The sequence below is a fragment of the Alcanivorax sp. DG881 genome, from assembly GCF_000155615.1.
In the GTDB taxonomy this organism is placed as follows: domain Bacteria; phylum Pseudomonadota; class Gammaproteobacteria; order Pseudomonadales; family Alcanivoracaceae; genus Alcanivorax.
In genome coordinates this window covers 2,071,374-2,092,961 of record NZ_DS989915.1, presented here as the reverse complement: position 1 = coordinate 2,092,961, position 21,588 = coordinate 2,071,374, and the positions used below count along the sequence as shown (strand labels likewise).

Annotated in this window: 18 protein-coding genes; 8 read left to right on the top strand and 10 right to left on the bottom strand. The window is 54.8% G+C overall.

Features of this window, described 5'->3' with window-relative positions; genetic code table 11:
- Positions 1–11: 11 nt before the first annotated feature.
- The 6 genes from ADG881_RS09430 to ADG881_RS09405 all read right to left on the bottom strand — a co-directional run bounded on the left by ADG881_RS09430 (position 12) and on the right by ADG881_RS09405 (position 9,229).
- A complete protein-coding gene (locus ADG881_RS09430) occupies positions 12–3,092 on the bottom strand; it encodes an Ig-like domain-containing protein (RefSeq protein ID WP_007149059.1) in 3,081 nt (1,026 codons plus the stop codon).
- 34 nt (positions 3,093–3,126) lie between these two features.
- Positions 3,127–4,488: an OmpP1/FadL family transporter gene (locus ADG881_RS09425; protein WP_039926514.1), complete on the bottom strand. Its 1,362-nt coding sequence runs from the start codon at positions 4,486–4,488 to the stop codon at positions 3,127–3,129.
- A gap of 334 nt (positions 4,489–4,822) precedes the next feature.
- Positions 4,823–6,466, bottom strand: coding sequence for an NAD(P)/FAD-dependent oxidoreductase (locus ADG881_RS09420; RefSeq protein WP_007149384.1), 1,644 nt, complete (start codon positions 6,464–6,466; stop codon positions 4,823–4,825).
- Positions 6,463–7,374 (bottom strand): alpha/beta hydrolase, encoded by a 912-nt coding sequence (locus tag ADG881_RS09415; RefSeq protein WP_232211713.1) that lies wholly within the window; start codon positions 7,372–7,374, stop codon positions 6,463–6,465. Before ADG881_RS09415 ends, ADG881_RS09420 begins: the two co-directional genes overlap by 4 nt.
- A gap of 86 nt (positions 7,375–7,460) precedes the next feature.
- Positions 7,461–8,288, bottom strand: a complete 828-nt coding sequence (locus ADG881_RS09410; protein ID WP_039927352.1) for an SDR family oxidoreductase — start codon at positions 8,286–8,288, stop codon at positions 7,461–7,463.
- On the bottom strand, positions 8,285–9,229 hold the full coding sequence (locus ADG881_RS09405) for a metal-dependent hydrolase (RefSeq protein WP_007150490.1): 945 nt from the start codon (positions 9,227–9,229) through the stop codon (positions 8,285–8,287). Before ADG881_RS09405 ends, ADG881_RS09410 begins: the two co-directional genes overlap by 4 nt.
- Before the next feature lie 181 nt (positions 9,230–9,410).
- On the opposite strand from ADG881_RS09405, the gene ADG881_RS09400 reads away from it, so the two are divergent.
- The gene (locus ADG881_RS09400; RefSeq protein WP_007151233.1) at positions 9,411–10,016 is read left to right on the top strand and encodes a TetR/AcrR family transcriptional regulator; all 606 of its coding nucleotides are present in this window, start codon (positions 9,411–9,413) and stop codon (positions 10,014–10,016) included.
- Between the two features lie 69 nt (positions 10,017–10,085).
- On the opposite strand, the gene ADG881_RS09395 is transcribed toward ADG881_RS09400, so the two are convergent.
- Complete coding sequence (locus ADG881_RS09395; protein WP_007150482.1) at positions 10,086–11,129, bottom strand: AraC family transcriptional regulator; 1,044 nt, start codon at positions 11,127–11,129, stop codon at positions 10,086–10,088.
- 122 nt (positions 11,130–11,251) lie between these two features.
- Between ADG881_RS09395 and ADG881_RS09390 the strand changes: the two genes are divergently transcribed.
- The 4 genes from ADG881_RS09390 (at position 11,252) to ADG881_RS09375 (ending at position 15,989) form a co-directional block, all read left to right on the top strand.
- On the top strand, positions 11,252–11,572 hold the full coding sequence (locus tag ADG881_RS09390; protein WP_007151505.1) for a 2Fe-2S iron-sulfur cluster-binding protein: 321 nt from the start codon (positions 11,252–11,254) through the stop codon (positions 11,570–11,572).
- 14 nt (positions 11,573–11,586) lie between these two features.
- Positions 11,587–12,999: a cytochrome P450 gene (locus ADG881_RS09385; RefSeq protein ID WP_039926512.1), complete on the top strand. Its 1,413-nt coding sequence runs from the start codon at positions 11,587–11,589 to the stop codon at positions 12,997–12,999.
- Positions 12,999–14,654 carry a GMC family oxidoreductase gene (locus ADG881_RS09380; RefSeq protein ID WP_007149730.1) on the top strand — a complete coding sequence of 552 codons (1,656 nt, stop codon included), beginning with the start codon at positions 12,999–13,001 and terminating at the stop codon, positions 14,652–14,654. The genes ADG881_RS09385 and ADG881_RS09380 overlap by 1 nt, the downstream gene beginning before the upstream one ends.
- A gap of 102 nt (positions 14,655–14,756) precedes the next feature.
- A complete protein-coding gene (locus ADG881_RS09375; protein WP_007149013.1) occupies positions 14,757–15,989 on the top strand; it encodes an NAD(P)/FAD-dependent oxidoreductase in 1,233 nt (410 codons plus the stop codon).
- Positions 15,990–16,174: 185 nt separating this feature from the next.
- On the opposite strand, the gene ADG881_RS09370 is transcribed toward ADG881_RS09375, so the two are convergent.
- Together ADG881_RS09370 and ADG881_RS09365 are read right to left on the bottom strand one after the other, a co-directional pair.
- Positions 16,175–17,392 (bottom strand): site-specific integrase, encoded by a 1,218-nt coding sequence (locus tag ADG881_RS09370; RefSeq protein ID WP_007149751.1) that lies wholly within the window; start codon positions 17,390–17,392, stop codon positions 16,175–16,177.
- A gap of 292 nt (positions 17,393–17,684) precedes the next feature.
- Positions 17,685–18,536, bottom strand: coding sequence for a YicC/YloC family endoribonuclease (locus ADG881_RS09365; RefSeq protein WP_007148507.1), 852 nt, complete (start codon positions 18,534–18,536; stop codon positions 17,685–17,687).
- Positions 18,537–18,881: 345 nt separating this feature from the next.
- On the opposite strand from ADG881_RS09365, the gene rph reads away from it, so the two are divergent.
- From rph to ADG881_RS09350, 3 genes are all read left to right on the top strand, one after another.
- Positions 18,882–19,598: a ribonuclease PH gene (gene rph / locus ADG881_RS09360; RefSeq protein ID WP_007149634.1), complete on the top strand. Its 717-nt coding sequence runs from the start codon at positions 18,882–18,884 to the stop codon at positions 19,596–19,598.
- Between the two features lie 89 nt (positions 19,599–19,687).
- Positions 19,688–20,350 carry an orotate phosphoribosyltransferase gene (pyrE, locus tag ADG881_RS09355; protein WP_007149443.1) on the top strand — a complete coding sequence of 221 codons (663 nt, stop codon included), beginning with the start codon at positions 19,688–19,690 and terminating at the stop codon, positions 20,348–20,350.
- Between the two features lie 2 nt (positions 20,351–20,352).
- Positions 20,353–20,979 carry a hypothetical protein gene (locus ADG881_RS09350; protein WP_007151105.1) on the top strand — a complete coding sequence of 209 codons (627 nt, stop codon included), beginning with the start codon at positions 20,353–20,355 and terminating at the stop codon, positions 20,977–20,979.
- Positions 20,980–21,002: 23 nt separating this feature from the next.
- Here the strand turns inward: ADG881_RS09350 and slmA are convergent, their stop codons facing one another.
- Positions 21,003–21,587, bottom strand: a complete 585-nt coding sequence (gene slmA, locus ADG881_RS09345; protein WP_007149303.1) for a nucleoid occlusion factor SlmA — start codon at positions 21,585–21,587, stop codon at positions 21,003–21,005.
- Position 21,588 lies beyond the last annotated feature (1 nt).

Genomic DNA, 21,588 nt, shown 5'->3' with positions numbered 1-21,588 from the left:
AGGGGAATATATTAAAAATCTTTTACCGGCAAAAAGGTAAAGGTCAGATCTACGCCGAGGGGGGGGACTTCCAGCTCAACACCCGCCAAGCCGATTCCCACGAGATCAATGTTGGCCGGTATGATGAGAGGGTCGGGGTTACGGACTTTGAGAATCAGACGACCATCATCGACAAAGCGCAGGGGGCCTTCGAGGGTGACTCCGGTAATTACTTTGCTGCGGATGTCATGCCCGAGTTCTATAATTAGCCGTGGTTCTAACTCTGGTGCATCCACCATGAGATCAAACGTAGTACTGAACCAGGGGCCATCAGGGGTTCGGGTGATATAGCCAGTAATGGGCTGATTGTTTTCATATGCCAAGCGAAGCACCAGGGGGCCGGTGTCTAACGGTATTGTGATTAATCCCAGTGCACGGGCTTCCAGAAACACACTCGTCGTTGGGAGAACAGTGGGGAAGACTTTGGCAATGACGGCGCCGGTGACTTCATTTGATGTCATTGGGTCGCTGTCGATGAGGCGTCGGTTGATGGTGACATCCGGCTCATACTGGCTTACCCCGGCTTGCAAGGCGCCTGACCCGACAAAGGCAAATTTCTTTTCCGGGCAATCGTCGCCTATACCACAGCCAATGTTGGCATGGGTTATTACTCCCGATTTGTTTTTTAGCCTAAGCTGTAGGTAGTTGGCATCGGCAATGGCACCGCCGTTACCATCGGGTATCGCACCTTGCTCGTTGTCATCGATACTAAGATTAGCGTTAACATCCGCAACCGGCAGAGAGCGTAACGACACACGGGTGATCCGGTCCTCTTCCCCTGTTACAACGAAGTGATTGGTTAGGTCTGGACCTCCTTCTCTAAGCTCTGGGGCTGAGGAACTGGACTGAGAGATTTGACGTGTTTGTAGCGGTGCACCATCGGTTGAACATATGGCATTGGTGCCACAAACAGGCGAGTTTTGCTCGGAGTGCAGGGTGTAGCGATAAAGCTCGCCAATCTGCCACGGGTTGTTCGGGAGAAACTCTATTCGCTGGGCAAGCACCTTGAGACGACCATTGATGGGGTCCCATGCGTTATTGTTGGTATCGAAGTGTTCAACAACAAAAGTCTGATCATTAACCGTGTCGCCGTCGATACTGCGGCTAAAGATGACTCGAATACTAAAATCCTTGAACAGATTCGGTACAGGATAGAGCGGGTCGCTATTTTTACCTCCTACACATCGGCCATTGCGCCAAGTCTCTCTTTCGCCGGTAAGATCGACATCGGTTAACGCACAGGGGTAACCGGGAAAAACAGCAGCGACAAGTGGTGCACGTAACTCATTGGTGCTGCCATTGGGAAGCACGAAGTCCGGTAGGCGGATGTTGAGTGTCTGGTCCTGGTTGAGCGGGTTTCCCTGCGTATCTCGGAGCAGGCTGGTGAGGGTGAGCTCGACGTCTTTTCCGTGTTGAAGGATATCTCCTCCGATGATGATCGTGGCTCCATCGTGACGTATTGGGTACGTCTTTACTACATCATCAACAGAAACCTGTACGGCACCGTCAAGGAACACCGAAGCTGGGTCTAATGGTTTGTTGAAGTTCAGGATAACGGGGTCACCAGGCCTTGCATTGGGTTGGAACGTTTCTCCCGGTGCCCAAGACTGAAGCTGCAAGGGTCGAGTGTCTTGGCTTGGGGCAGGCGCTTGGCGCTGGTTTTGATAGGCCTCCATGCGGAATGAGAGCAGACCGGATGCCTTCTCCAGGCCCAGTACTTCAGGTTCAACCACACTGACCGCATCCAGTACTAGTACACCATCCTTTACAACGGCTAAACCCGCTACCTGCACATTAAGCAGGTTCTGGCTGAGAGCCGCATTGGGCTCTTGACCTGCTGCAGTCATTGCTGCGTCCATATTAAGCAGGGCATAGCGGGGAACCGATGGGGAATCACTGAATGGATTCGGGATCAGATACCCATTAGCGTCGCTGAGTATCGTGATGGTGACTTCACCGGTTTCCAGCCCGGACGGTATTTCGCCCAGTATATTGACGTCCACGGGGGTGCCTCGGAGTACGGAACCAGCGGGTACTCGCAGTGGAACGGCATTAGGAAAGTTGGGAGCAAAAGCCAGATCTGCAGCTAGATCCCCGCTCAACCCGGTAAATGATTCATCTCCCAGCACAAAGGATTGTACTGGCACCTGATTGATCGGGTTGCCGGTTAAAGTTGACACTAGTCCAGGTTGCTCAGCTCCAAGACTGCCAACTTTTAGAACGGATGTAGCACGGGGAAGAGTGGCTTCCGGAACAAAAGTCCGATTGTACTCCGGCAACTGTTCACCGGTAGTCTGGGCCCGCAGCCCAGCAATCGTTAGTGTGTGTTCCACAGGTTTCAGATCCTGGTCAGGATCCAGTGTCAGGTAACGACCCTGCAAAAATAGCGATGCGGGAACCAACTTGCCGAGGTTGTCACGAAGTTGAACCGATCCGGTTTCGCCATATGCTGTGCTGGTCGGATCAACCGTTTGGTTAAACGACATCCTGAAGGTGCTCATGTCGTTGGGATGGCTGGCATCATCAATCGGCTCTAGCAATGACGGTTGGTCTAGAGGAGTGGCTGAAAGCAGGGTGAAAGAGCCGCTTCCCATGGTTTGCGATGCGCCGGCTTGACTGCCTGCAGTCCGAAACCGAACGCGGGCCACGGAGTTATCATCAATGGCTCCAAGGCCATCATCGTTGACAACCAGATGGTACGCTTCCGCCGGAGCCAGCCGCGATTGAGGATACAGGGCCAGGCCTCTGCCATTGTCTACCACCTGATAGTCAACCATGACGGTATTCCCATCAGTATCACTGACCAGCTGTAGGCGTGAGTCAATGTCATCAATAACCTCTTGCTCAAGTGCAGAGGAAAATCGCAGGATTACTGGCGCGGTAGCTGGAACCTCGGTCTGGCCAGGATAAGGGTAAGAAAAAATTAATGTCTCTGGTGTGCTCCAGGGATTGCTTACATCGCCCTGATCGCCACCGCACCCGGTCAGAAGGGCTGCTATGGCGACCGCCAGACTAATCAGAAACTGGTGGATTGTGATGGGGTTATTATTCATTGCTCTTCTCCTGGTATTAATCGCATGCCTGTTGTTAAAACTTTAGCGACAGGGAGGAAGAAAATACGTTTATTTCACCATCAGCCCTTACCGTTTCATAAGGGGCTGGATCGGTGGAAGAGTTGATGGAGGTCAATTCGAAATCAGCTTCATCCAGAATTTGATACTGGTAAGCGAAGGAGAGTTCTAATGGCATATCTATTATTGGCGCGCTGGACAGACGGTAGCTGGCACCCAGACCGAAAACCTTTTTATCGGTGTCAAGATAGTTAACGTCCTGGGATCGGCTGGATTTTAAAGGTGAGTCCTCCAGGGCTGCGCCGGCAAAGAGTTTCATGGACTCCGACCACTGATAGCTAACGCCAATTCGGGGAATGGTGATGTCGTCAAACGCTAGATTAGCCTGATCGCGAATAGTATCGTCGGCAAACTCGCTTTCAAGCGCAGACCAATTGTGCTGCTCAATGCCTGCCGTTAATTCGAATTTGCCAACGGGAAGCAAAATGGCTGCGCCGAGAACTTCAGGTTGATAGGTATCAATTGTACTAAGCGCTAGGCTCAGGCCTGGTTCAGGGATAACTCCCGGCACAACCACATTGGCATCCACGGATACCTCATAGCTACTTTCCCCCCGCCAGAAAAGAGCCAGCTCCATCTTATCCATTCCAAAAGGCATGCACTCGCTTGTACCGCAAAACATTTCTCCAGAGCGGATATTGATACCTAGTGCCGGTGATAGGGATGGAGAGGCTTCCAGGGAAAGTTTTTCAGAGTCTGTGTTGCCGCCAAGGTCTGAAACTGCTTCCAGGTTGGCTTTGGCCTGGAGGGTAAGACGTGCTGATGCGCCGACGTCAACGCCCCTCAGGACGTTGCTGATAGCGCCACCAAAGGCGAGATAAAGTGGCTGAGATTCATAGCGTAGAAACTGCCCTTTCTGGCTGGTATTGGCCTGATAGGGCAATAGGTTGGATGTGTATTGGTCTACACCCACGTTCAGGCCAAAGTAAATGGGCTTGTCGATGCTGGAAATGCCGGCGACGCGGCTTTTGAAGCCGATTAATAATAGTTCGGAACTGGTGTCAGAGAGGATATCATTCTCTCGCTCCAAAGGGTCTGTTCCTCCCAGTGATTTAGCACGTAATTCCTGGTCGCCATACTGCACAATGACTCCCAGTTCGCCCTCCGGGGAGCGGGCCATGGCGGCCGGGTTGTAGTACACCGACCAGCTGTTGGATGCAAAAGGACTGAATGCCAAGGCAGTGCCGGCATTCATCGGGCCTAGCCCATAAGTGCTCGCTCCGTCGCCAGCACCGCCAATGGCCAAGCCGGGTGAGAGCAATGCTGTAGTGCACGTGAAGAAAAGGAGAGGTAACCGTTTTGTTTTTTTTGCAGACATTTCAGGCTCCTAAAGGGGGCTGTTCTGGTTATAGATGGTGAGTTGTTCTGATTTTCTGTTTGTTTGGTTAAACAACCAATATTGGTCTCAGGCTTAGCTGTCTGTGTCCATGACTGTAATGACGTTGTGCTCTGGCGCTCCGGTAATGTCACACATTAATGCGTGACGCCCAGTCGTCGTCTATGACGAGATGCCGTGTTCTGTTGCTGACCAGGCATGGGTTATCGAGTGGTATAACGCCTCCTGGGCAGCGCTAAAGCGCACGGTCAACTGGATCTGGAGAGCTCTGCTGGCGTGACATGTACAAGCAGGCTCCACACTTTCTCTGGCACAGTCACTGAGAATTGTTATCTGTTTGTTTTGCCGGAATGCCCTTCTCTGGCAGCTGGGGATGTGGCTCACAGGCTTGTCTCCCGCCGTCGTGTCTGCTGGGAGTGTGCCCGGCCAGTACACTGAATCGGTAGTGATCCATCGGTAAATGCTTGGCTCGCCACAGCATTTCCAGAGAGGTAGAGGGCCGCAGCATTGGCGCGTCACCATGATGGTCGAAGTAATAACTGTTCGACAGCGCGCAGTTGTGGTTAAGGAACACGGTGTTTTGCTGGCGTTTCTGGATATTGCGGAAATACGCGTCATGGACGGACTGACGTATTTCCACTTGGCTGGCTCCACGTCGGTTGGCTTCGCGAATACAGCGAGAGAGGTGGATGGCATTCCCTTCGACCATCTTGAAGTAAGAGGTGCCGATAAGGGCATAGGGACCGAGCATGATGTAAAAGTTCGGGTAGCCCGGAATGGTCAACCCTTCATAGGCCTGGTAACGGTAGTCATGCCAGAAATCGCCCAAATTGATGTTGTTGCTGCCGATGACGTCGAACGAGGGAATATTTCCTTTCTCGAAGGTTTTGTAACCGGTGGCGAGGATCAAGGTATCGATACGCCGTGAGCGGCCGTCCTGGGTGGTGATGCCGCGGGACGTAATACGCTTGATCGGGGTCGTGACAAGCTCAACGTTGTTTCGGGCAAAGGTTCGGAAATAGTCGTTGGAAAACGTTGGCCTTTTGCACCCGAAGCCGTATTTCGGTGTCAGTGCTTGCCACAGGTCCTGGCGGTTGGGCAGCTGTTCGCGCAGGTTGTTTATGCCCGCCTTTTCACACATGCGAACCAGCCAAGGGGCCTGCCGGTAATATATTGCGGAAAGCACCATCAGGGTTTCGCTGACGGTGTCGGTAGCGCCGCGAAGGCTGCGTTGCAAGCCCGGTACGGTTCGGAACAATACCTTGAGCCAGCCAGGCAGAGTCTGATCCGGCTTCTTCAGCACCCAGATGGGGGTGCGCTGGTAGACGTCAAGTTGACGAGCCTGGCGGGCAATTTTCGGAATCAGTTGCACTGCAGTGGCGCCAGTGCCTATTACCGCTACTCGCTTGTCACTAAGATCAAGGTCATCTGGCCAGCGTGCAGTGTGAATGACATTGCCCTGGAACGTATCAAGCCCTTCAATATCTGGCATCTTGGGTGATATCAAACCGCCACAGGCCGAGACAATATGGCGTGCACTAAGTCGCCTGCCATCCGTAAGATCGATCAACCAGACATGGCTGTCGAGATCAAAACGGGCGCTAGCGACTTCGACACCAAAGCGAATCAGTGGGTAGATGCCATACTTGCTTGTTACCTGTCTTGTATACTGGTAAAGCTCGTTTCCCGGCGCAAAAACGCGAGACCAATTTGCGTTTTGTTCGAAGGAAAATGAATAGGTAAACGAGGTAATGTCGACAGCGATTCCCGGATAACGGTTGTCGCGCCAGGTTCCTCCCACATCCTTGCTTCGCTCAAGGATCAAGATATCTTTGATGCCATCGGCACGCAGCTGGATTGCCGCACCAATTCCAGAAATTCCCGCGCCGATGATAATGACTTCATGATCAGGAGTAACGCTGGGGCGAGGGTTATGGATTGCAACAGCAGCCATATTCATGATGCAACCTCAACTATGGCGCTATCGCTAGCATTGACCGTTTGGGATGGGGCTTTGCCGACGTTATTGCTGGTCAGATACTTTCCCAGAATTCGGACGATGGTAGGGAAGTCCTGCTTTGCCTCTGGTAGCAAAAAGGTGAATACGGGCCACACGTGCGGCATATCATCGCGCTCCAGAACCTGCACGGGCACCCCCGCATCTCGCGCGCATTGTGCTGCTGCATGGGTATCGTCGCGCAGACACTCTTCGCTACTGACAGTGAAAAGTAGAGGGGGCAAGCCGGTGAAATCCGCGGTGATTGGTGAGGCATACGGGTGAGCGGGGTCCGCGCCGGCCAGATAGATATCCGTTGCCACCTCAATCATGCCATGGGAAAGCATGGTATCGCTGTCGCTATTCGCCTGTCTGGACATCAGGGTGCCTCGCGCATCCGATGCCGGCGAAATGGCGAGGGCGCAAGCCGGCATTTTCAGCAGCTGATCACGGGCACGCAGCAATGTGACTAACGTCAGGTTGCCTCCCGCAGAGTCTCCCGCAATGACCACAGGGCGAGGGTCTGCGATCAGTTCACGATACACATTAAAGGCGTCATCCGTTGCTGCCGGGAAGGGGTGCTCAGGGGCTAGTCGGTAATCCGGAAGAAAGACCCGCGCATTCAGGGCGTGAGCCAAACGGCCACAAAAGCGGTGATAGGTATCAAGCCGCCCGCCGATGAAGGCGCCACCATGCAGGTAGAGTATGGTGATTTGTGGGTCTGCGGTGCCTAGCCAGTGGCCAGCTATTCCTGCAACCTTGCCTCGCTTGAGTCGCACTCCGCGTGGCAGCAGAGAGGGGGCCAAAGGCGCGTTCATCACCCTGCGAAGATGTCTTACCAGTTTGTCCGGGTCGCGTATATCACGCTTCATGCCGGCGCGAAAAAGTAGCTTCAAAATTGTTGTAGGAATGGAGGCCATATTGAATTCCTTGCGTGTTCCGTTTCCTCAAATGCGGTTTAATCAGCCAGCATTCTGTAAGCTTCGCCAATCGCGCGGGCGTATAGTCGTGGCGTCAGGCGTTTCAACCGCCAGGCAAGCCGGCCGTCAATTTGTGGCAGCATGTAAAGCTCACCTCGATCAAGGGCATTGAGGGTCTGGCGAGCAACCTGGTCGGCGTTGGTCAGGGCATAGCGAGTCATTGCTGAACGAGCAAAATCGCGACGACGCTCAGGCAGGCGGCCATTCTCGACGATATTGGTCGGGACCACGGTTGGGCACAGGGCCGTGATTTTTACGCCGGTACCGGTCAGTTCAGAAGACAGCGTTTCGGACAGGGCCAGCACCCCCGCCTTGGTGACGTTGTAGGCGGCCATTTCCGGGGCGGACCCGAATGCGGCAGCAGAGGCCACATTGATGATGCCTCCATAGCCCAGATCGCGAAGCTGAGGGGCAAAATAATGGCAGCCGTGAATAACCCCCCATAGATTGACGTTCATGCACCAGTGCCAATCTTCAAGTGACACCTCGCCGATTGGGCCACCGAGGCCGACGCCGGCGTTGTTGATTACCAGGGTTACCGGCCTGCCGAGCAAAGGCTCGGCATTTTCCGCCAGGTATGCCATCTGTTTTTCATCGCCGACATCACACCCCAGGGCTACCGCGTGAGTACCGAGTGCTCGCAGGCTGATCGCCACCTGTTCGGCGCGCTCTTCATTGATATCGACACACAGTACCGAACCGCCTCGACGGGCAACTTCGTAAGCAAAGCTACGACCGATGCCGCTACCCGCCCCGGTGATGACAGCTGCCGCCTGAGTTGACGGGTGCAAGGGTTTCTTTTTCATGCCTGCCCCCATGCGGGTTCAGGTTGTGGCGTTTCGGATGTACCGTGTACATTGTTGGCGCGATGGTCTCTGAGCGCTTGATAGGCCTTATGAGGGTCGCCAGTTCTTTCGTAGGCGCGTTTCCAGATCCGGATTACATCACGGTTATCGTCATCCCACGGGTGGAAAGTGGGGGAGAAATAGGGGGGCACGCCAGCGAGTACCTTGGAAAGAATGCCGGGACGCCAGAACAGGACTTTGGTCATTTTGGCGGCGGACCACAAATTCAGAATTTGACGATCCTTGTAGAGCAGATAGGTCTGGTTGCCGATCATAATGGGGAAGCCCAGGGCAATGGCCAGTAGCATGCCACTGATACGCAGTCGGTAACTGCGGTAGCCACCACCACTGGCATCGACGAAGACGTCATAACTGACGCTCTTGTGCTCGGTTTCTTCGACAAAGTGCCAGTAGAGCATGGCACGCAAATCCGGGTGGGTTTCGTCAAACAGCTCCGGGTGCTCAAGCAGTACCGAGGAAATAATGGCCGTGAAATGTTCAAACGCCGCTGCGATGGAGCTCTGCATATCGTCACTGAGGCGGTGTTGGAGTTGCTTACGGATCAGCTTGAACACGCCTTCAACCTTGTCGATGGGAACCCCGTGTTGCACGCCGATGGCGTTCATTTCATCGTGCTCACGAGCATGAATGCGCTCCTGGCGAATGAATTCTTTAGCTGCGTTCAGCACTTCTGGATCGTCAAGCTTGCCAAGCTGCCGTCTTGCAGAATTCATCACCCAGCGTTCACCGTCGGGGACGGCGGCGAGAATGGCATTCATCCAGTGAGTGGACCACGGGTCGTTGCGAAACCAGTGGCGAGCCACGTTTTCGATGTTCATGGGAAAGTGAATGTCACGGGTTACAACCTCGTCGTAACCAATCTTGCGGTTTGCCAGAGCCATTGGATCGCTCCCAAGTAAAGTGCATTCATTGGACTTTATTTGTATGACCAACCAAATTCAAGATTATAAGGTAGACAGCGTGTTTTTATCTGTATAGATCGAATAGTGCCATCGGCCAGGAAGGCTGGGCCGACTTTAAAAGGAATGCTAGAATCAAAGGCTTACAGCATGGGAGTGCCTTGTGGGAAGAAAGAAAAATCAGGTAACGCCGGTGGCGGAGGCGGATCGAGTGTTTGTGCTCGGTGCTGCAGCTCGTCTATTTCGTCAAAAGGGGTTCGATAAAACCACCGTTAAAGAAATCGCCGAGGCTTGTGGCATGCTGCCTGGCAGCTTGCATTACCGTTACCCCTCCAAGGAAAGCATTCTGGTCGACTTGATGCGCCTTGCGCTTGAGCAAGCGTCTACGGCCTTGTCTGAGGCCATTCGGGGGGAAAGTGAGCCGCTTGAGCAGTTGCGTCAGGGGATCAATGCTCACCTTGAGTTGCTGGTTGGTGGGTCGGATATGGTCTATGTCCTCCTTTTTGAATGGCGCTCCTTGCATGGTGAGTCCCGCCAGGAAATGATTGATCTACGAGACAAATACGAGCTTCTTTGGTCTGCCATGTTGCAATCTTTGTCCTCTCAGGGCCTGATTCGTGCTGATGTGGATCGTGATCTTTTGCGTCTTATCGGGCTGGGCGCGTTGAACTGGGTAGCAACGTGGTTCAATGAGGGGGGGCGATATACGGTGAAGGATGTCGGAGATTTTGTGTGGACGGTAATTAAGGATGGTGTGCTCAAGCGGTAGACGTTGCTATTCAGTGAGAACTGATGGCCGTACTCGCTGCTGATTGTGAGTGCAGTCTGTTTATAAACACTAACCTGCATGCTGCCTGTATTGATCGGGTGTCTGACCAAACCAGCGTTTAAATGCCCGTCTGAAGCTCGCCGTGTCGTGATAATTCAACAGTGTGGCGGTGGCTTCGACGGACAGCTGGCTATTGCACAAATAGCTTACTGCTTGCTTCGATAGTACCTCCTCGCGAATCTTCCTGAAACTGCTGTTCTCATTTTTGAGTTTCCGTGCCAGGGTGCGCTTGCTTATAAAGAGAGAGGCAGCCGCCTCTTCTTCACTAAGTGTTCCGGGTGGCCGGGACAGCATCATTTTCTGTAACCGAGTCCGATAGTCCGGTTCAGGACTCTGAAGACGCGCAAGCATGGATTCGCACTGCTGAAAGGCTAGATGATAGCTTTCATGATTGGCCGATGCGTTCGGTTTTCGACACAACCCCATTGCCAATTTTAGCTTGAAGTGATCGGAGTTAAAGTAAACCTTGCCTGGTAAATACTCACGGTACATGCCCTGGTAGACGGGAGCTGGATGAGGGAAGTGGACTTCAGATTCATATAGAGGGCGGCCTACGATGAACTCGCCGATTTCGAAAAAAGCCTTGATCACAGTATCTTCCAGGCAGCGCTCCACATCATTTTCCATCGGTACTTGGAAGTTTACAACGCATTCCAGGTAGTCCTCAGCCCGCTGCAAGTCCACTTGAATAAAGCTCGCCCGGGTAGGCAGGAAAGTGTGAACGGCTTGCAGCGCGGTATAAAGGTCGGGGCTGCTGTTAGCAACAAATCCCATCACCCCATGGGTTGCGGGGGTGAGACGCCTGCCCAGCCGTAACCCGAACTCTGGTTTGCCGGATAAATCTAAAGCATTACGCAAGATCTGAATCTGCTGGGTTGCAGTGAGCAAGCTTTCATCTTTGAGTAATTGTTCGACATCTACACCCGTGTTGCGCAAGAGGCTAGGGAGTTCTCGTACACTCAAGCCAAGTTCTCGGGCGATAAGGCGTGAGTAGTTCGACGGGATATCCGCATCCACGTTTTTCAAACCCTGTTTGAGCGTCGTTATTGCCATCAGCGATTCCTCGGAATGCGGTAACTGTCTTTAAATGTCCCCGGTCTGTCAAGAAATGTCCTCGTCGGTGTTCCGACACATAGCCAATCTTCAAGGTAGATATAAATGCTAGGAGACACGCTGTGGGAAAAATTATCTTTATTGAACATGACGACACCGAGCATGTTACGGAGTTCGGGGTGGGTTCTACGCTAATGCAAATCGCCGTTGATAACGCCGTTCCAGGTATTGACGGTGACTGCGGCGGCGAATGCGCCTGTGGTACCTGTCACATGATTGTTCCCGATGAGTGGTTCGGCAAGACCGGAAGGGTTGGTGACGCAGAAGAACAGATGTTGTCCATGACCCCGGAGCGGGCGAGAACCTCGCGCCTGGGGTGTCAGGTAGAAATTACTGAGGCGATGGACGGTATGACCGTGCATTTGCCTGAATTCCAGATGTAAACAGGGAGAATGCTATGTCAACAAAAACAAGATCAAGCAATGCGTTTCAGACAAAAGTATTCAACGCCTCGTCCAAAGTGGTGCCGATGCATTTTCAGATTAAAACGATGAAAATGCTGATGAAGGCGAAGAGAAAGACAGTGGGTTCTCGATCCACACAAATGGAATTCGTCGAAACCTCCTTGCCTGATGTCAACACCTTGGCACTCGAAGATATCGACACCAGCAACCCTTTTTTGTATCGACAAGATCAGTGGCGGGCCTATTTTAAGCGGCTGCGAGATGAAGCTCCGGTACACTACCAGAAGAAGAGTCCATTCGGGCCTTTCTGGTCGATAACTCGCTATGAAGATATTTTGTTCGTGGACAAGAGTCACGAACTGTTCTCCTCTGAACCGCAAATTATTCTGGGTGATCCACCGGACGGACTATCGGTGGAAATGTTTATCGCCATGGATCCGCCCAAGCATGATGTGCAACGTCGGGCGGTGCAGGGTGTGGTAGCGCCAAAAAACCTTAAGGAAATGGAAGGTTTAATCCGGTCCCGAGCAGCCGAAGTGCTAGACAGCCTGCCGCTGGATAAACCCTTCAACTGGGTGCCTGCAGTATCCAAAGAGCTGACTGGCCGCATGCTGGCTACACTGCTGGATTTCCCTTATGAAGACCGCCATAAACTCGTTGAATGGTCTGATCGCTTGTCCGGTGCGGCATCTGCCACGGGTGGCGAATTTACCGACCCAGATGTCATGTTTGACGATGCGGCAGACATGGCGAGGGCGTTCTCAAGGCTGTGGCGAGACAAGGAGGCACGTCGTGCAGCCGGCGAAGAACCCGGTTTTGACTTGATCAATATGTTGCAGAGCAACGACGACACAAAAGACCTGATCAATCGGCCGATGGAGTTTATCGGGAATCTGGCTCTGCTCATCGTTGGCGGCAATGACACCACAAGGAATTCCATGAGCGGTGGTGTCTTGGCCTTGAATCAATTCCCCGAGGAGTTCACCAAGCTGAAGGCTAATCCGGACCTGATTCCGAACATGGTTTCGGAAATCATTCGTTGGCAAACTCCACTGGCCAACATGCGCAGGGTCGCGACACAGGACGTAGAACTTCGTGGCCAGACCATCAAGAAAGGGGACCGGGTGTTAATGTGGTATGCCTCAGGTAATCGAGACGAACGCAAGTTTGACAACCCCGATCAACTCATTATTGATCGCAAGGACGCACGGAACCATATTTCTTTTGGCTACGGTATTCATCGTTGTATGGGTAACCGCCTGGCCGAACTGCAATTGCGCATTTTGTGGGAAGAACTGCTCAAGCGCTTCGAAAATATCGAAGTGGTTGGCGAGCCGGAGCGTGTACAGTCCAACTTCGTGCGCGGTTATTCGAAGTTGATGGTCAAACTGACGGCAAAAAATTAATGAAAAGTTTGACCGGGCTGGCGACTGAAGAATTCGACTATATCGTTGTGGGCGCTGGCTCGGCAGGGTGCGCGGTAGCCAATCGTTTGTCCGAGAGTGGCCTCTATTCGGTGTTGCTACTCGAAGCCGGGCCGGAGAGTCGCCGCAACCCTTTCGTCAACACGCCGCTGGGATTTTTGCAGTTGATGTTCAGTCGCCGTTTCAACTGGCAGTTCTATACCGAGCCACAGCGTCACATGTACGGTCGTTCGTTGTTCCAGCCGCGGGGCAAGATGCTTGGCGGTTCGAGCGGGATTAACGCCCAGGTCTATATCCGTGGTCACGCCAGGGATTACGACGAGTGGGCACGGCAGGGGTGTCACGGTTGGTCATACGCCGAGGTGCTGCCGTATTTTCGTAAGTCAGAACATTACGAGCCTGAGACGGTGCCGGGTACGGCAGTATTCCATGGTAAGGATGGCCCTCTCAATGTGGCGGAGCGACGTTATACCAACCCGTTGAGTGCGGCGTTTGTCGAGGCGGGAGTACAGGCGGGGCATCGACGCAATCGGGATTTCAACGGCCCCGAACAGGAGGGGGTGGGCTATTACTATACTTACCAGAAGGACGGCTCGCGTTTTAGTAATGCGCGTGCTTATCTTGATCCAGCGACGGGGCGTTCGAACCTGAACGTTCGTAGTGATGCACATGTTACTCGGGTGTTGTTTGATGGCACTCGCGCTATTGGTGTCGAGTATCGCAGCGCAAAGGGTCTGGTGCGAGCTCGTGCAGGGCGTGAGGTTATCCTCTGCGGTGGTGCGTTTAACTCGCCGCAACTGCTTATGTTGTCAGGCATCGGTCCCCGCGAGGAACTTGCTCGACATGGCATTGAGCTACGTCATGCACTGGCGGGTGTGGGTCGCAATCTTCAGGACCATATCGATGTTTTTGTCCGGGTCAGGGCTCGCAGCCGTCAGAGTATCTCGATGCATCCGAGCTACTGGCTGAAGGGCGCGTGGGCCTTACTGCAATACCTGAGCGGTCGTCGAGGTGTGCTGTCGAGCAACGGGGCTGAAGCTGGTGGGTTCATCTGCTCCCGGCCAGAGCTGGCGATACCTGATCTGCAACTACACTTCGGGCCAATGCTGTACGCCGATCACGGGCGAGACATGAAAACCGCAATGAGCGGTTATGGCTACATAGTGATGCTCTATGGGCTCAGGCCTTTGTCCCGTGGCCGTATTGGTTTAAACAGTGCCGATCCGCTGGCGGCCCCGTTGATTGATCCCAACTATATGGCTGAGCCTGCCGATGTCGAGCAGCTCGTTCGTGGGGTAAAGCTTGTTCGTAAGATCTTGTCGCAGCGTGCATTTTATGTGCACCAGGACGTAGAGATTTCACCAAGCCAGTCCATACAGGAGGACGTAGATCTCGCCGAGTGGGTGCGTCGCAGCGGCGAATCGGCATATCACCCGGTCGGCACCTGCAAGATGGGGAGAGATCCGATGGCTGTGGTGGATTCCCGACTTCGCGTGCACGGTTTGCAATCGTTGCGGGTGGTTGATGCTTCCATCATGCCAACGCTGGTTGGTGGGAATACTAATCAGCCGGTGACCATGATCGGTGAGAAAGGGGCTGCGATGATTCTTGAGGACGCCGCGATGGCAGGCGGTTAGGCATCATGTGCCTAGCTCGCTGGATATTACAGTTTCTTGTTCTTCACTAAGTTTTTGGCTTATGGATAACTCGGTTCCAAGGCGCATAGAAAGAGACAAGTTATGACCAAAAAAAAGAAAGAGACCACCGTCATCATTGGTGGTGGACACGCAGCGGGAACACTTCTGACCGCCTTGCTGCAAAAAAAATACCCAAATGAAGTGATTTTGGTTAGCGAAGAACCACACCCTCCCTACCAGCGGCCGCCCTTGTCAAAGAATTACCTTGCGGGGGAGGTTGATCAGGCATCGTTATACCTTAAACCGCCTTCGGTTTACGAGAATGCGGGACAGCAATTACGGCTCGGCGTGCGCGTAGAACAGATTAACAGAGACGACAAAAACCTCATTTTGTCAGATCAAAGCACCTTACAGTACGACCGACTGGTCTTGGCCACTGGCTCACATGTCCGCCGCCTTAACGCGCCGGGCTCAGATTTGAAAGGCATTCATTATTTGCATGATATCGCGGACACGGATGCCCTGCGTAGTGAGCTAGCACCCGGCAAACGCCTAGTCATCGTGGGGGGCGGTTATATCGGACTTGAAGTGGCAGCCAGTGCGACCAAGCAAGGTGTTAATGTTACCGTCCTGGAAGCTGCTGAGCGTCTGATGCAGCGTGTTACGGGGCCAGAGATGTCCGAATTTTTCTACGCCAAACATGCGAGGGCCGGCGTTGATGTACGCTTGGAGACGGCTGTAACCGGTTTTGAATCAGATGGTCAGGGGCACGTCTCTGGCGTGACCTTGTCCGGTGGGGGCAAGGTGCCAGCGGATATCGTGCTTGTCTCAATTGGTGTAATACCGGAAACGGTCTTGGCTGAGCATGCTGGCCTGCTCTGTGATGACGGCATTGTCGTCGATGAATTTACTCGCACCGATGATCCTGACATCTTGGCAATCGGCGATTGTACCCGCCACCGGAATCTATTCTTCGACAAGAGGCAGCGCCTTGAATCTGTGGCTAACGCTGTGGATCAAGCGCGTACGGCGGCGGCGACTCTTATGGGCGAGGAGAAGCCCTACGATAGCGCCCCCTGGTTCTGGTCGAACCAGTATGACGTTCGCCTGCAGATGGTAGGGTTGTCGCAAAATCATGACCAGCGCGTACTACGTGGCAACATCACTGACAAGGAATTTGCAGTTTTCTATCTATGCGAGGGGTGTGTCATTGCTGTTGATGCAGTCAATCTGCCTATTGCTTTCATGGTGGGTAAGAAGCTGGTGCAGCAACGCAAAAGCATCAGCGCTAAAGCATTGCGTGATCTGAATTTTGAACTGAAGTCTTTAATCTGAAGTACGGAACTAATTGTTATCTGTAACCGGTCTTAATGACGAGGTGTGTCAATGAAGGTCGTACTTTCGTCCAAGAGTGTCCATGTCCATCCAGCTGAAACCACGGTTTTTGTATAGCTTATGGTGTAGCTAGCCTTATATCCCTTATCCAAAGCAGTAAAAACAGCCGCAAACACACCTGTGCATCATGGGTGTGTCATAGTTTCTATGAGGCTAGCTACTCGCTGGTGAGCTATTTTTCGCTCCTCAAAATAATCATACCGATCATAAATCCCCTCAACCCCCTTCAGCTTGTGATTCAAACACCTCTCCGCCACATGGCTCGGCACACCTTCCGCAGCTGCGAGGCTGCGGAAGGTGCGTCGCAGGTCGTGGATGGTGAAGTGTTCCAAGTCGTCCATTTTGTTGGGTGGCTGCACCTTCCGGCCAGCCTCTCGGCCAAATAGCTTGGAAATGGCGCGGTTCAGGGTGTCAGGGCCCATGTGGGGGCGTTTGCTGGCGCGCCTGGCAGGGAACACATAGGGGGAGCCGCAGGCATGGCCTTGCTGTACCTTTAGCCACTCAATGGCTTGGGTTGGCAGAGGGATGGTGATCGATGCGCCAGTCTTGCTGCGCTCTTTGGAGAGATCCCAGATTCCGGCCTCGAGGTCGAATTCTTCCCAGCGGGCCTCGCATAGCTCGCTTTTTCTCACGCCTAGCACCAGGAACAAGCAGCAGGCCCGATAGTTGTCTCGACCAAAGCTGCTGATGTGCTCCCGGAAGACCCCAAAGGAATGTTCGATTTCTTCCAGCGTCAGGGTGCGCTCCCGGCTGGCTTCGACGCCGCCGGCGTCGCTGACGGTGAAGGGACTGGCCGGGTTGTTCTGGCACAGGTCCAGTTTGATGCCATGACGAAACAGCTGCTTCATGTACATCAGGGTGTCATTGGCGATGGTGGGGCGGTTGCTGCGCTGAACGCGCTGCAGGACTGCCCGGATATCCCTTGGGGTGACGTCGGCAATCGGGTAGAGGCCGATCACCGGGTGGATTTCTTTCTGGTAGATGCGCTTGGGGATGTTGGGGTGTTTCAGGCGCCGGGACAGATCGGTCTCATGCCAGTCCTGGAAGAGGTCTTTGACGGTGCGGATGTCGGGCTGGACAACTTTGGCCCTTTCCTGGATTGGGTCGGTGCCCGTTCGGATGCCTTGCTTGGTCAGCACAGCGGCTTCCCGGGCGTCGCCCAGGGACATCTGAGGGTATTGGCCCAAGGTAATCTCGTGGCGCTTGCCTTGGGCGCTGTAGCGCAGCATCCAGTAGGGCGTGCCTGACTTGCGCACGCAGAAATAGAGGCCGCCACCATCGGTATGCTTCTTGGGGGCCTGCTTTGCCAGGGACTTGATCTGAGTGGCGCTGAGTTTGCTCATTTTGACCTTGTGGCGTTTGAGCCTATAAAAACAGGCTGCCCACCACTTTTTGTTTGTTGATTAAAGAGAAAAATTCTCTGTTATCAATGGTATGCAGGCAGTCTCTTGATGGCTGCCCACCATTTCAGGTCAATATAGGTGCGGGGGAGGAAAAAGTCACGTTTTTGCCCACCATTTTGCCCACCACTTTTGTCTGGATAGGGGTGGATGGCTGTGGATTTCCATGGACTGAGATTCGCATTTAATTCTTTAAAAACAATGAATTAAATACGATTATGGACTTCCCTGGATTTTACTCGATATTCTGAATCTGCTCCCGCATCTGCTCTATTAACACCTTCAATTCTACCGCTGCCGCTGTGGTTTCGCTGTCCACGGACTTGCTGCCCAGGGTGTTGGCTTCGCGGTTGAGTTCCTGCATCAGGAAGTCCAGGCGCCGGCCGATGTGGCCGCCTTTTTTGAGGATGCGGCGCACTTCGGTGACGTGGGTGAGCAGGCGGTCCAGTTCTTCGTCCACGTCCATTTTTTGCGCCAGCAGGACCAGCTCCTGTTCCAGGCGGTCCGGATCCGGGGAGTCGATCACGTCCTGGATGCGGCTGCGCAGGCGTTCGCGCTGGGCTTCCTTGATGCGCGGCACGGCGGTTTTGACGATCTCGACCTGGGTGATGATGCCGTCGAGGCGTTCTTCGATCAGTTTGCCCAGTTGTTCCCCTTCACGGCTGCGGGTGTCGATCAGGGCCTGCAGGGCTTCATCCAGCAGGGTGAGGGATTCGCGTTGCAGCAGGTCCACGTCCAGTTCGCGGGTGCTGAGCACGCCGGGATGGCGGAGGATTTCCATGGGATTGACCTGGCCGGGGTGCTGCACCAGGTCGCCTACCCGGCGGGAGATCTCGGACAACTGTTTGACCAGGGGCTCGTTCAGTTCCAGGTCGGCGTCGCTGGCGTCCTGCTGGTAGCGCAGGGTGATTTCCACCTTGCCCCGGGCGAGGGCCTTGCGGCAGCGCTCGCGCACGGCGTTTTCCAGTGAGCGCAGGGCGTCGGGCAGGCGTGGGCTGATTTCCAGGTAACGGTGGTTCACGGCCTTGATTTCCCAGACCAGGCCGTAGCCTTCAAGCGGGCGGTCGGCGCGGGCAAAAGCGGTCATGCTGCAAATCATGGTGAACCTCTGTGTTGGCCAGGGAATGGGGCTGTCCCGGTCGGTGTGCTGAAGGCGCCTGCTTTCAGGCGAAAAGGCCGCTGCGAGTGACGAGAAGCGAGTTTCGAAAGGCAAACCCCGATGGTGGGAAGCCCGGGTTTTCGCAACTGGACACTCGTCACTCGCTTCTGGTCTTGTCTTTTCGCCTGCAGGCAAGCTCCTGCGGCATGAAAAACCGCGGGCGGTGCCGGGCTCCCTAGTCTAGTCGAGACGGGGTTGGGTGCAAGGCAGGCATCGGCGCCGGTGTTTGCTACAATGGTCGCCCTTTTGATTCCAAGACTACCAGGAGATTCCATGCGCCCATCCGGCCGAGCCCCCGACCAATTGCGTGAACTGAGCTTTACCCGCAACTACACCGTTCATGCCGAGGGCAGCGTATTGGTGGCGTTCGGGGGTACCAAGGTGCTGTGTACCGCGTCCGTGGAAGAGGGCGTGCCGCGCTTTCTCAAGGGCAAGGGCCAGGGCTGGCTGACCGCGGAGTACAGCATGCTGCCGCGTTCCACCCACACCCGCTCCGGCCGTGAGGCGACACGGGGCAAGCAGGGCGGGCGCACGCTGGAAATTCAGCGCCTGATCGGCCGCTCCCTGCGTGCCGCGGTGGACATGAAGGCGCTGGGTGAACGCACCATCTACCTGGACTGCGACGTACTGCAGGCCGACGGTGGCACGCGGACGGCCTCTATTTCCGGGGCCTGCGTGGCGCTGGTGGATGCCTTTACCCACCTGCTGGAAACCAAGAAGATCAAGAGTGATCCGCTCACCGGCCTGGTGGGCGCGGTGTCCGTGGGCATGTACGAGGGTGCCCCGGTGCTGGATCTGGATTACGCCGAAGATTCCAATGCGGGCACCGACATGAACGTGGTGATGACCCAGCAGGGCGGCTTTATCGAGATTCAGGGTTCCGCAGAGGGCGCGCCGTTTACCCGTGAGCAGTCCGACAGCCTGTTGGGGCTGGCGGAGAAGGGCATTGGCGAGATCATCAAGGCCCAGCAGGTCGCGCTGGGCTGGTAATACGCTAAAGAGAGAAAGGCGGGCCGTGTCGCTGTGGTGGCGCGGCTTCGCGCAGTTGCGAACAGACTGGCTAGCACACAGGCTTGAGTATGAAGAACTACAAGAAGCATTTTCTGCGCTTTGCTGAAGAGCGTGACGCGCTGAAATTCGGGGAATTTACCCTGAAGTCCGGACGCAAAAGCCCGTATTTCTTCAATGCGGGGACTTTCCACACCGGCGAGGCCCTGGCTCGGCTGGGTCGCTATTATGCGGATGCGATCATGGCATCCGGGCTGGAATTCGATATGTTGTTCGGGCCGGCCTATAAAGGCATCCCGCTGGTGGCGGCGGTGTCTGTGGCATTGGCTGAGCACCATGGCCGGGATTACCCCTGGGCGTTCAACCGCAAGGAAGCCAAGGACCATGGCGAGGGCGGCTGGCTGGTCGGCGCGCCATTGCAGGGCCGGGTGCTGGTGATAGATGATGTGATTACAGCAGGAACGGCGATTCGCGAAGTGGCGACGCTGTTCGAGAAGACTGACGCGACCATGGCGGGGGTGATGGTGGCGCTGGATCGGCAGGAATGCGCTAAAGAGCCTTCCGAAGCGGGCAAGGGCCTGTCGGCGATCCAGGAAGTGGAACAAGCATTGGGGGTGCCAGTGGGGTGTATCGTCACCATGAGCGATATCATCGACTGGCTGGAACAGCAACCGGACAGCCAGACAATGGTGGCGCCTATGCGTGAGTACCGGGAGCGTTATGGAGTGCAATAATAATGAAAATCGTCGTCTTGTTGATGGCGCTGATCCTGACTTCGTCAGTGTGGGCTCGCTCGGGACAACGTGCCAATGAGCGCATGCCGGATGGCGCCTACTTTCGACATGAAACTTCTGACGGCGTGGTGCACCTGAACCGAACCCTGACCATGGATGCCATCCGCAGTGGTTACCAGTTGCTGGATCAGTATGGCCGGGTGCTGGAAGACGTGGAGGGGGTGCAGCTGAATGACGCTGAGGCGAAAGCCCAGCGGATGCAGCAGGCTCGCCAGGCCCGTGAAGACCGGGACATGCTGCGCCTGTATGCCGGCCCGGAAGATGCGGTGCGGGCGCGCGATCGCAAGGTCGAGGCGCTGGAGCTGAGTATCAGCTACGAAGAGAACAATCTTGCCCAGTTGCAGATGAAGCTGGATGACGAAATTGCCACGGCGGCGCGCAACGAAAGGGCGGGCCGGGACGTGCCGGAGGTGGTGAAAGAGGCCATCGACCGCCTGCAGCGCCAGATCCAAACGGCGGAGCAAAAGCTGCTGGAATTCGACAGGGAAATTGAACAGGCCAACCAGCAATACGCCCCGATTATCGAGCGGCTTGAGGCGATTGAGCAACAACAAAACGAAGGCGGCTGAGGCCGCCTTCGTCATGCAAGAGGCTAACGAAACAGGGTGGGCTGCAGCAGCGCCCATTGAGCTGGCCAGTCCTGGCTGGGCAGGGTTTTGAAACCGGAACGCACAAATTGCGCGATGCGCCCTTCGGCCACGGCCAGCAGCAGGTTGGCGGTGATGGTCGGGGTCGCCTGGGTGCGCAACCCTTCTTTGAATTCTGCATCACGCAGCACCTGCTTTACCTGGCTTTCCACCCGATCATAGAACTGCTGGATACGCTGGTGCAGACGGGCGTTTTCGCCGGTCAGGGCGTCGCCGGTGAGCAGCCGGGTAATGCCCGGGTTGCGCTCGGTGAACGCCAGCAGCAGGGTGAGAATCTGTTCTACCTGATCACTGGCCTTGCCGTCTTCCATAATGCGGTTGATGCGCGAAAAAATGGCTTCTTCGATAAAGCTGATCAGCCCTTCGAACATCTTCGCCTTGCTGGGAAAATGCCGGTACAGCGCCGCCTCGGATACCCCCACTTCCTTCGCCAGCCCGGCGGTGGTAATGCGCCCACCGGGTGCGGCTTCCAGCATGTGGGCGAGCGACTGCAGAATCTGCTCTTTGCGCGACGGTTTTTTATCGGTCATG

Bases quoted from the DNA above. Each gene is read 5' to 3' on its own strand.
- ADG881_RS09430 (WP_007149059.1), bottom strand. From the start codon at position 3,092: ATGAATAATAACCCCATCACAATCCACCAGTTTCTGATTAGTCTGGCG.
- ADG881_RS09425 (WP_039926514.1), bottom strand. From the start codon at position 4,488: ATGTCTGCAAAAAAAACAAAACGGTTACCTCTCCTTTTCTTCACGTGC.
- ADG881_RS09420 (WP_007149384.1), bottom strand. From the start codon at position 6,466: ATGAATATGGCTGCTGTTGCAATCCATAACCCTCGCCCCAGCGTTACT.
- ADG881_RS09415 (WP_232211713.1), bottom strand. From the start codon at position 7,374: ATGAAGCGTGATATACGCGACCCGGACAAACTGGTAAGACATCTTCGC.
- ADG881_RS09410 (WP_039927352.1), bottom strand. From the start codon at position 8,288: ATGAAAAAGAAACCCTTGCACCCGTCAACTCAGGCGGCAGCTGTCATC.
- ADG881_RS09405 (WP_007150490.1), bottom strand. From the start codon at position 9,229: ATGGCTCTGGCAAACCGCAAGATTGGTTACGACGAGGTTGTAACCCGT.
- ADG881_RS09395 (WP_007150482.1), bottom strand. From the start codon at position 11,129: ATGGCAATAACGACGCTCAAACAGGGTTTGAAAAACGTGGATGCGGAT.
- ADG881_RS09385 (WP_039926512.1), top strand. From the start codon at position 11,587: ATGTCAACAAAAACAAGATCAAGCAATGCGTTTCAGACAAAAGTATTC.
- ADG881_RS09380 (WP_007149730.1), top strand. From the start codon at position 12,999: ATGAAAAGTTTGACCGGGCTGGCGACTGAAGAATTCGACTATATCGTT.
- ADG881_RS09375 (WP_007149013.1), top strand. From the start codon at position 14,757: ATGACCAAAAAAAAGAAAGAGACCACCGTCATCATTGGTGGTGGACAC.
- ADG881_RS09370 (WP_007149751.1), bottom strand. From the start codon at position 17,392: ATGAGCAAACTCAGCGCCACTCAGATCAAGTCCCTGGCAAAGCAGGCC.
- ADG881_RS09365 (WP_007148507.1), bottom strand. From the start codon at position 18,536: ATGACCGCTTTTGCCCGCGCCGACCGCCCGCTTGAAGGCTACGGCCTG.
- rph (WP_007149634.1), top strand. From the start codon at position 18,882: ATGCGCCCATCCGGCCGAGCCCCCGACCAATTGCGTGAACTGAGCTTT.
- pyrE (WP_007149443.1), top strand. From the start codon at position 19,688: ATGAAGAACTACAAGAAGCATTTTCTGCGCTTTGCTGAAGAGCGTGAC.
- ADG881_RS09350 (WP_007151105.1), top strand. From the start codon at position 20,353: ATGAAAATCGTCGTCTTGTTGATGGCGCTGATCCTGACTTCGTCAGTG.
- slmA (WP_007149303.1), bottom strand. From the start codon at position 21,587: ATGACCGATAAAAAACCGTCGCGCAAAGAGCAGATTCTGCAGTCGCTC.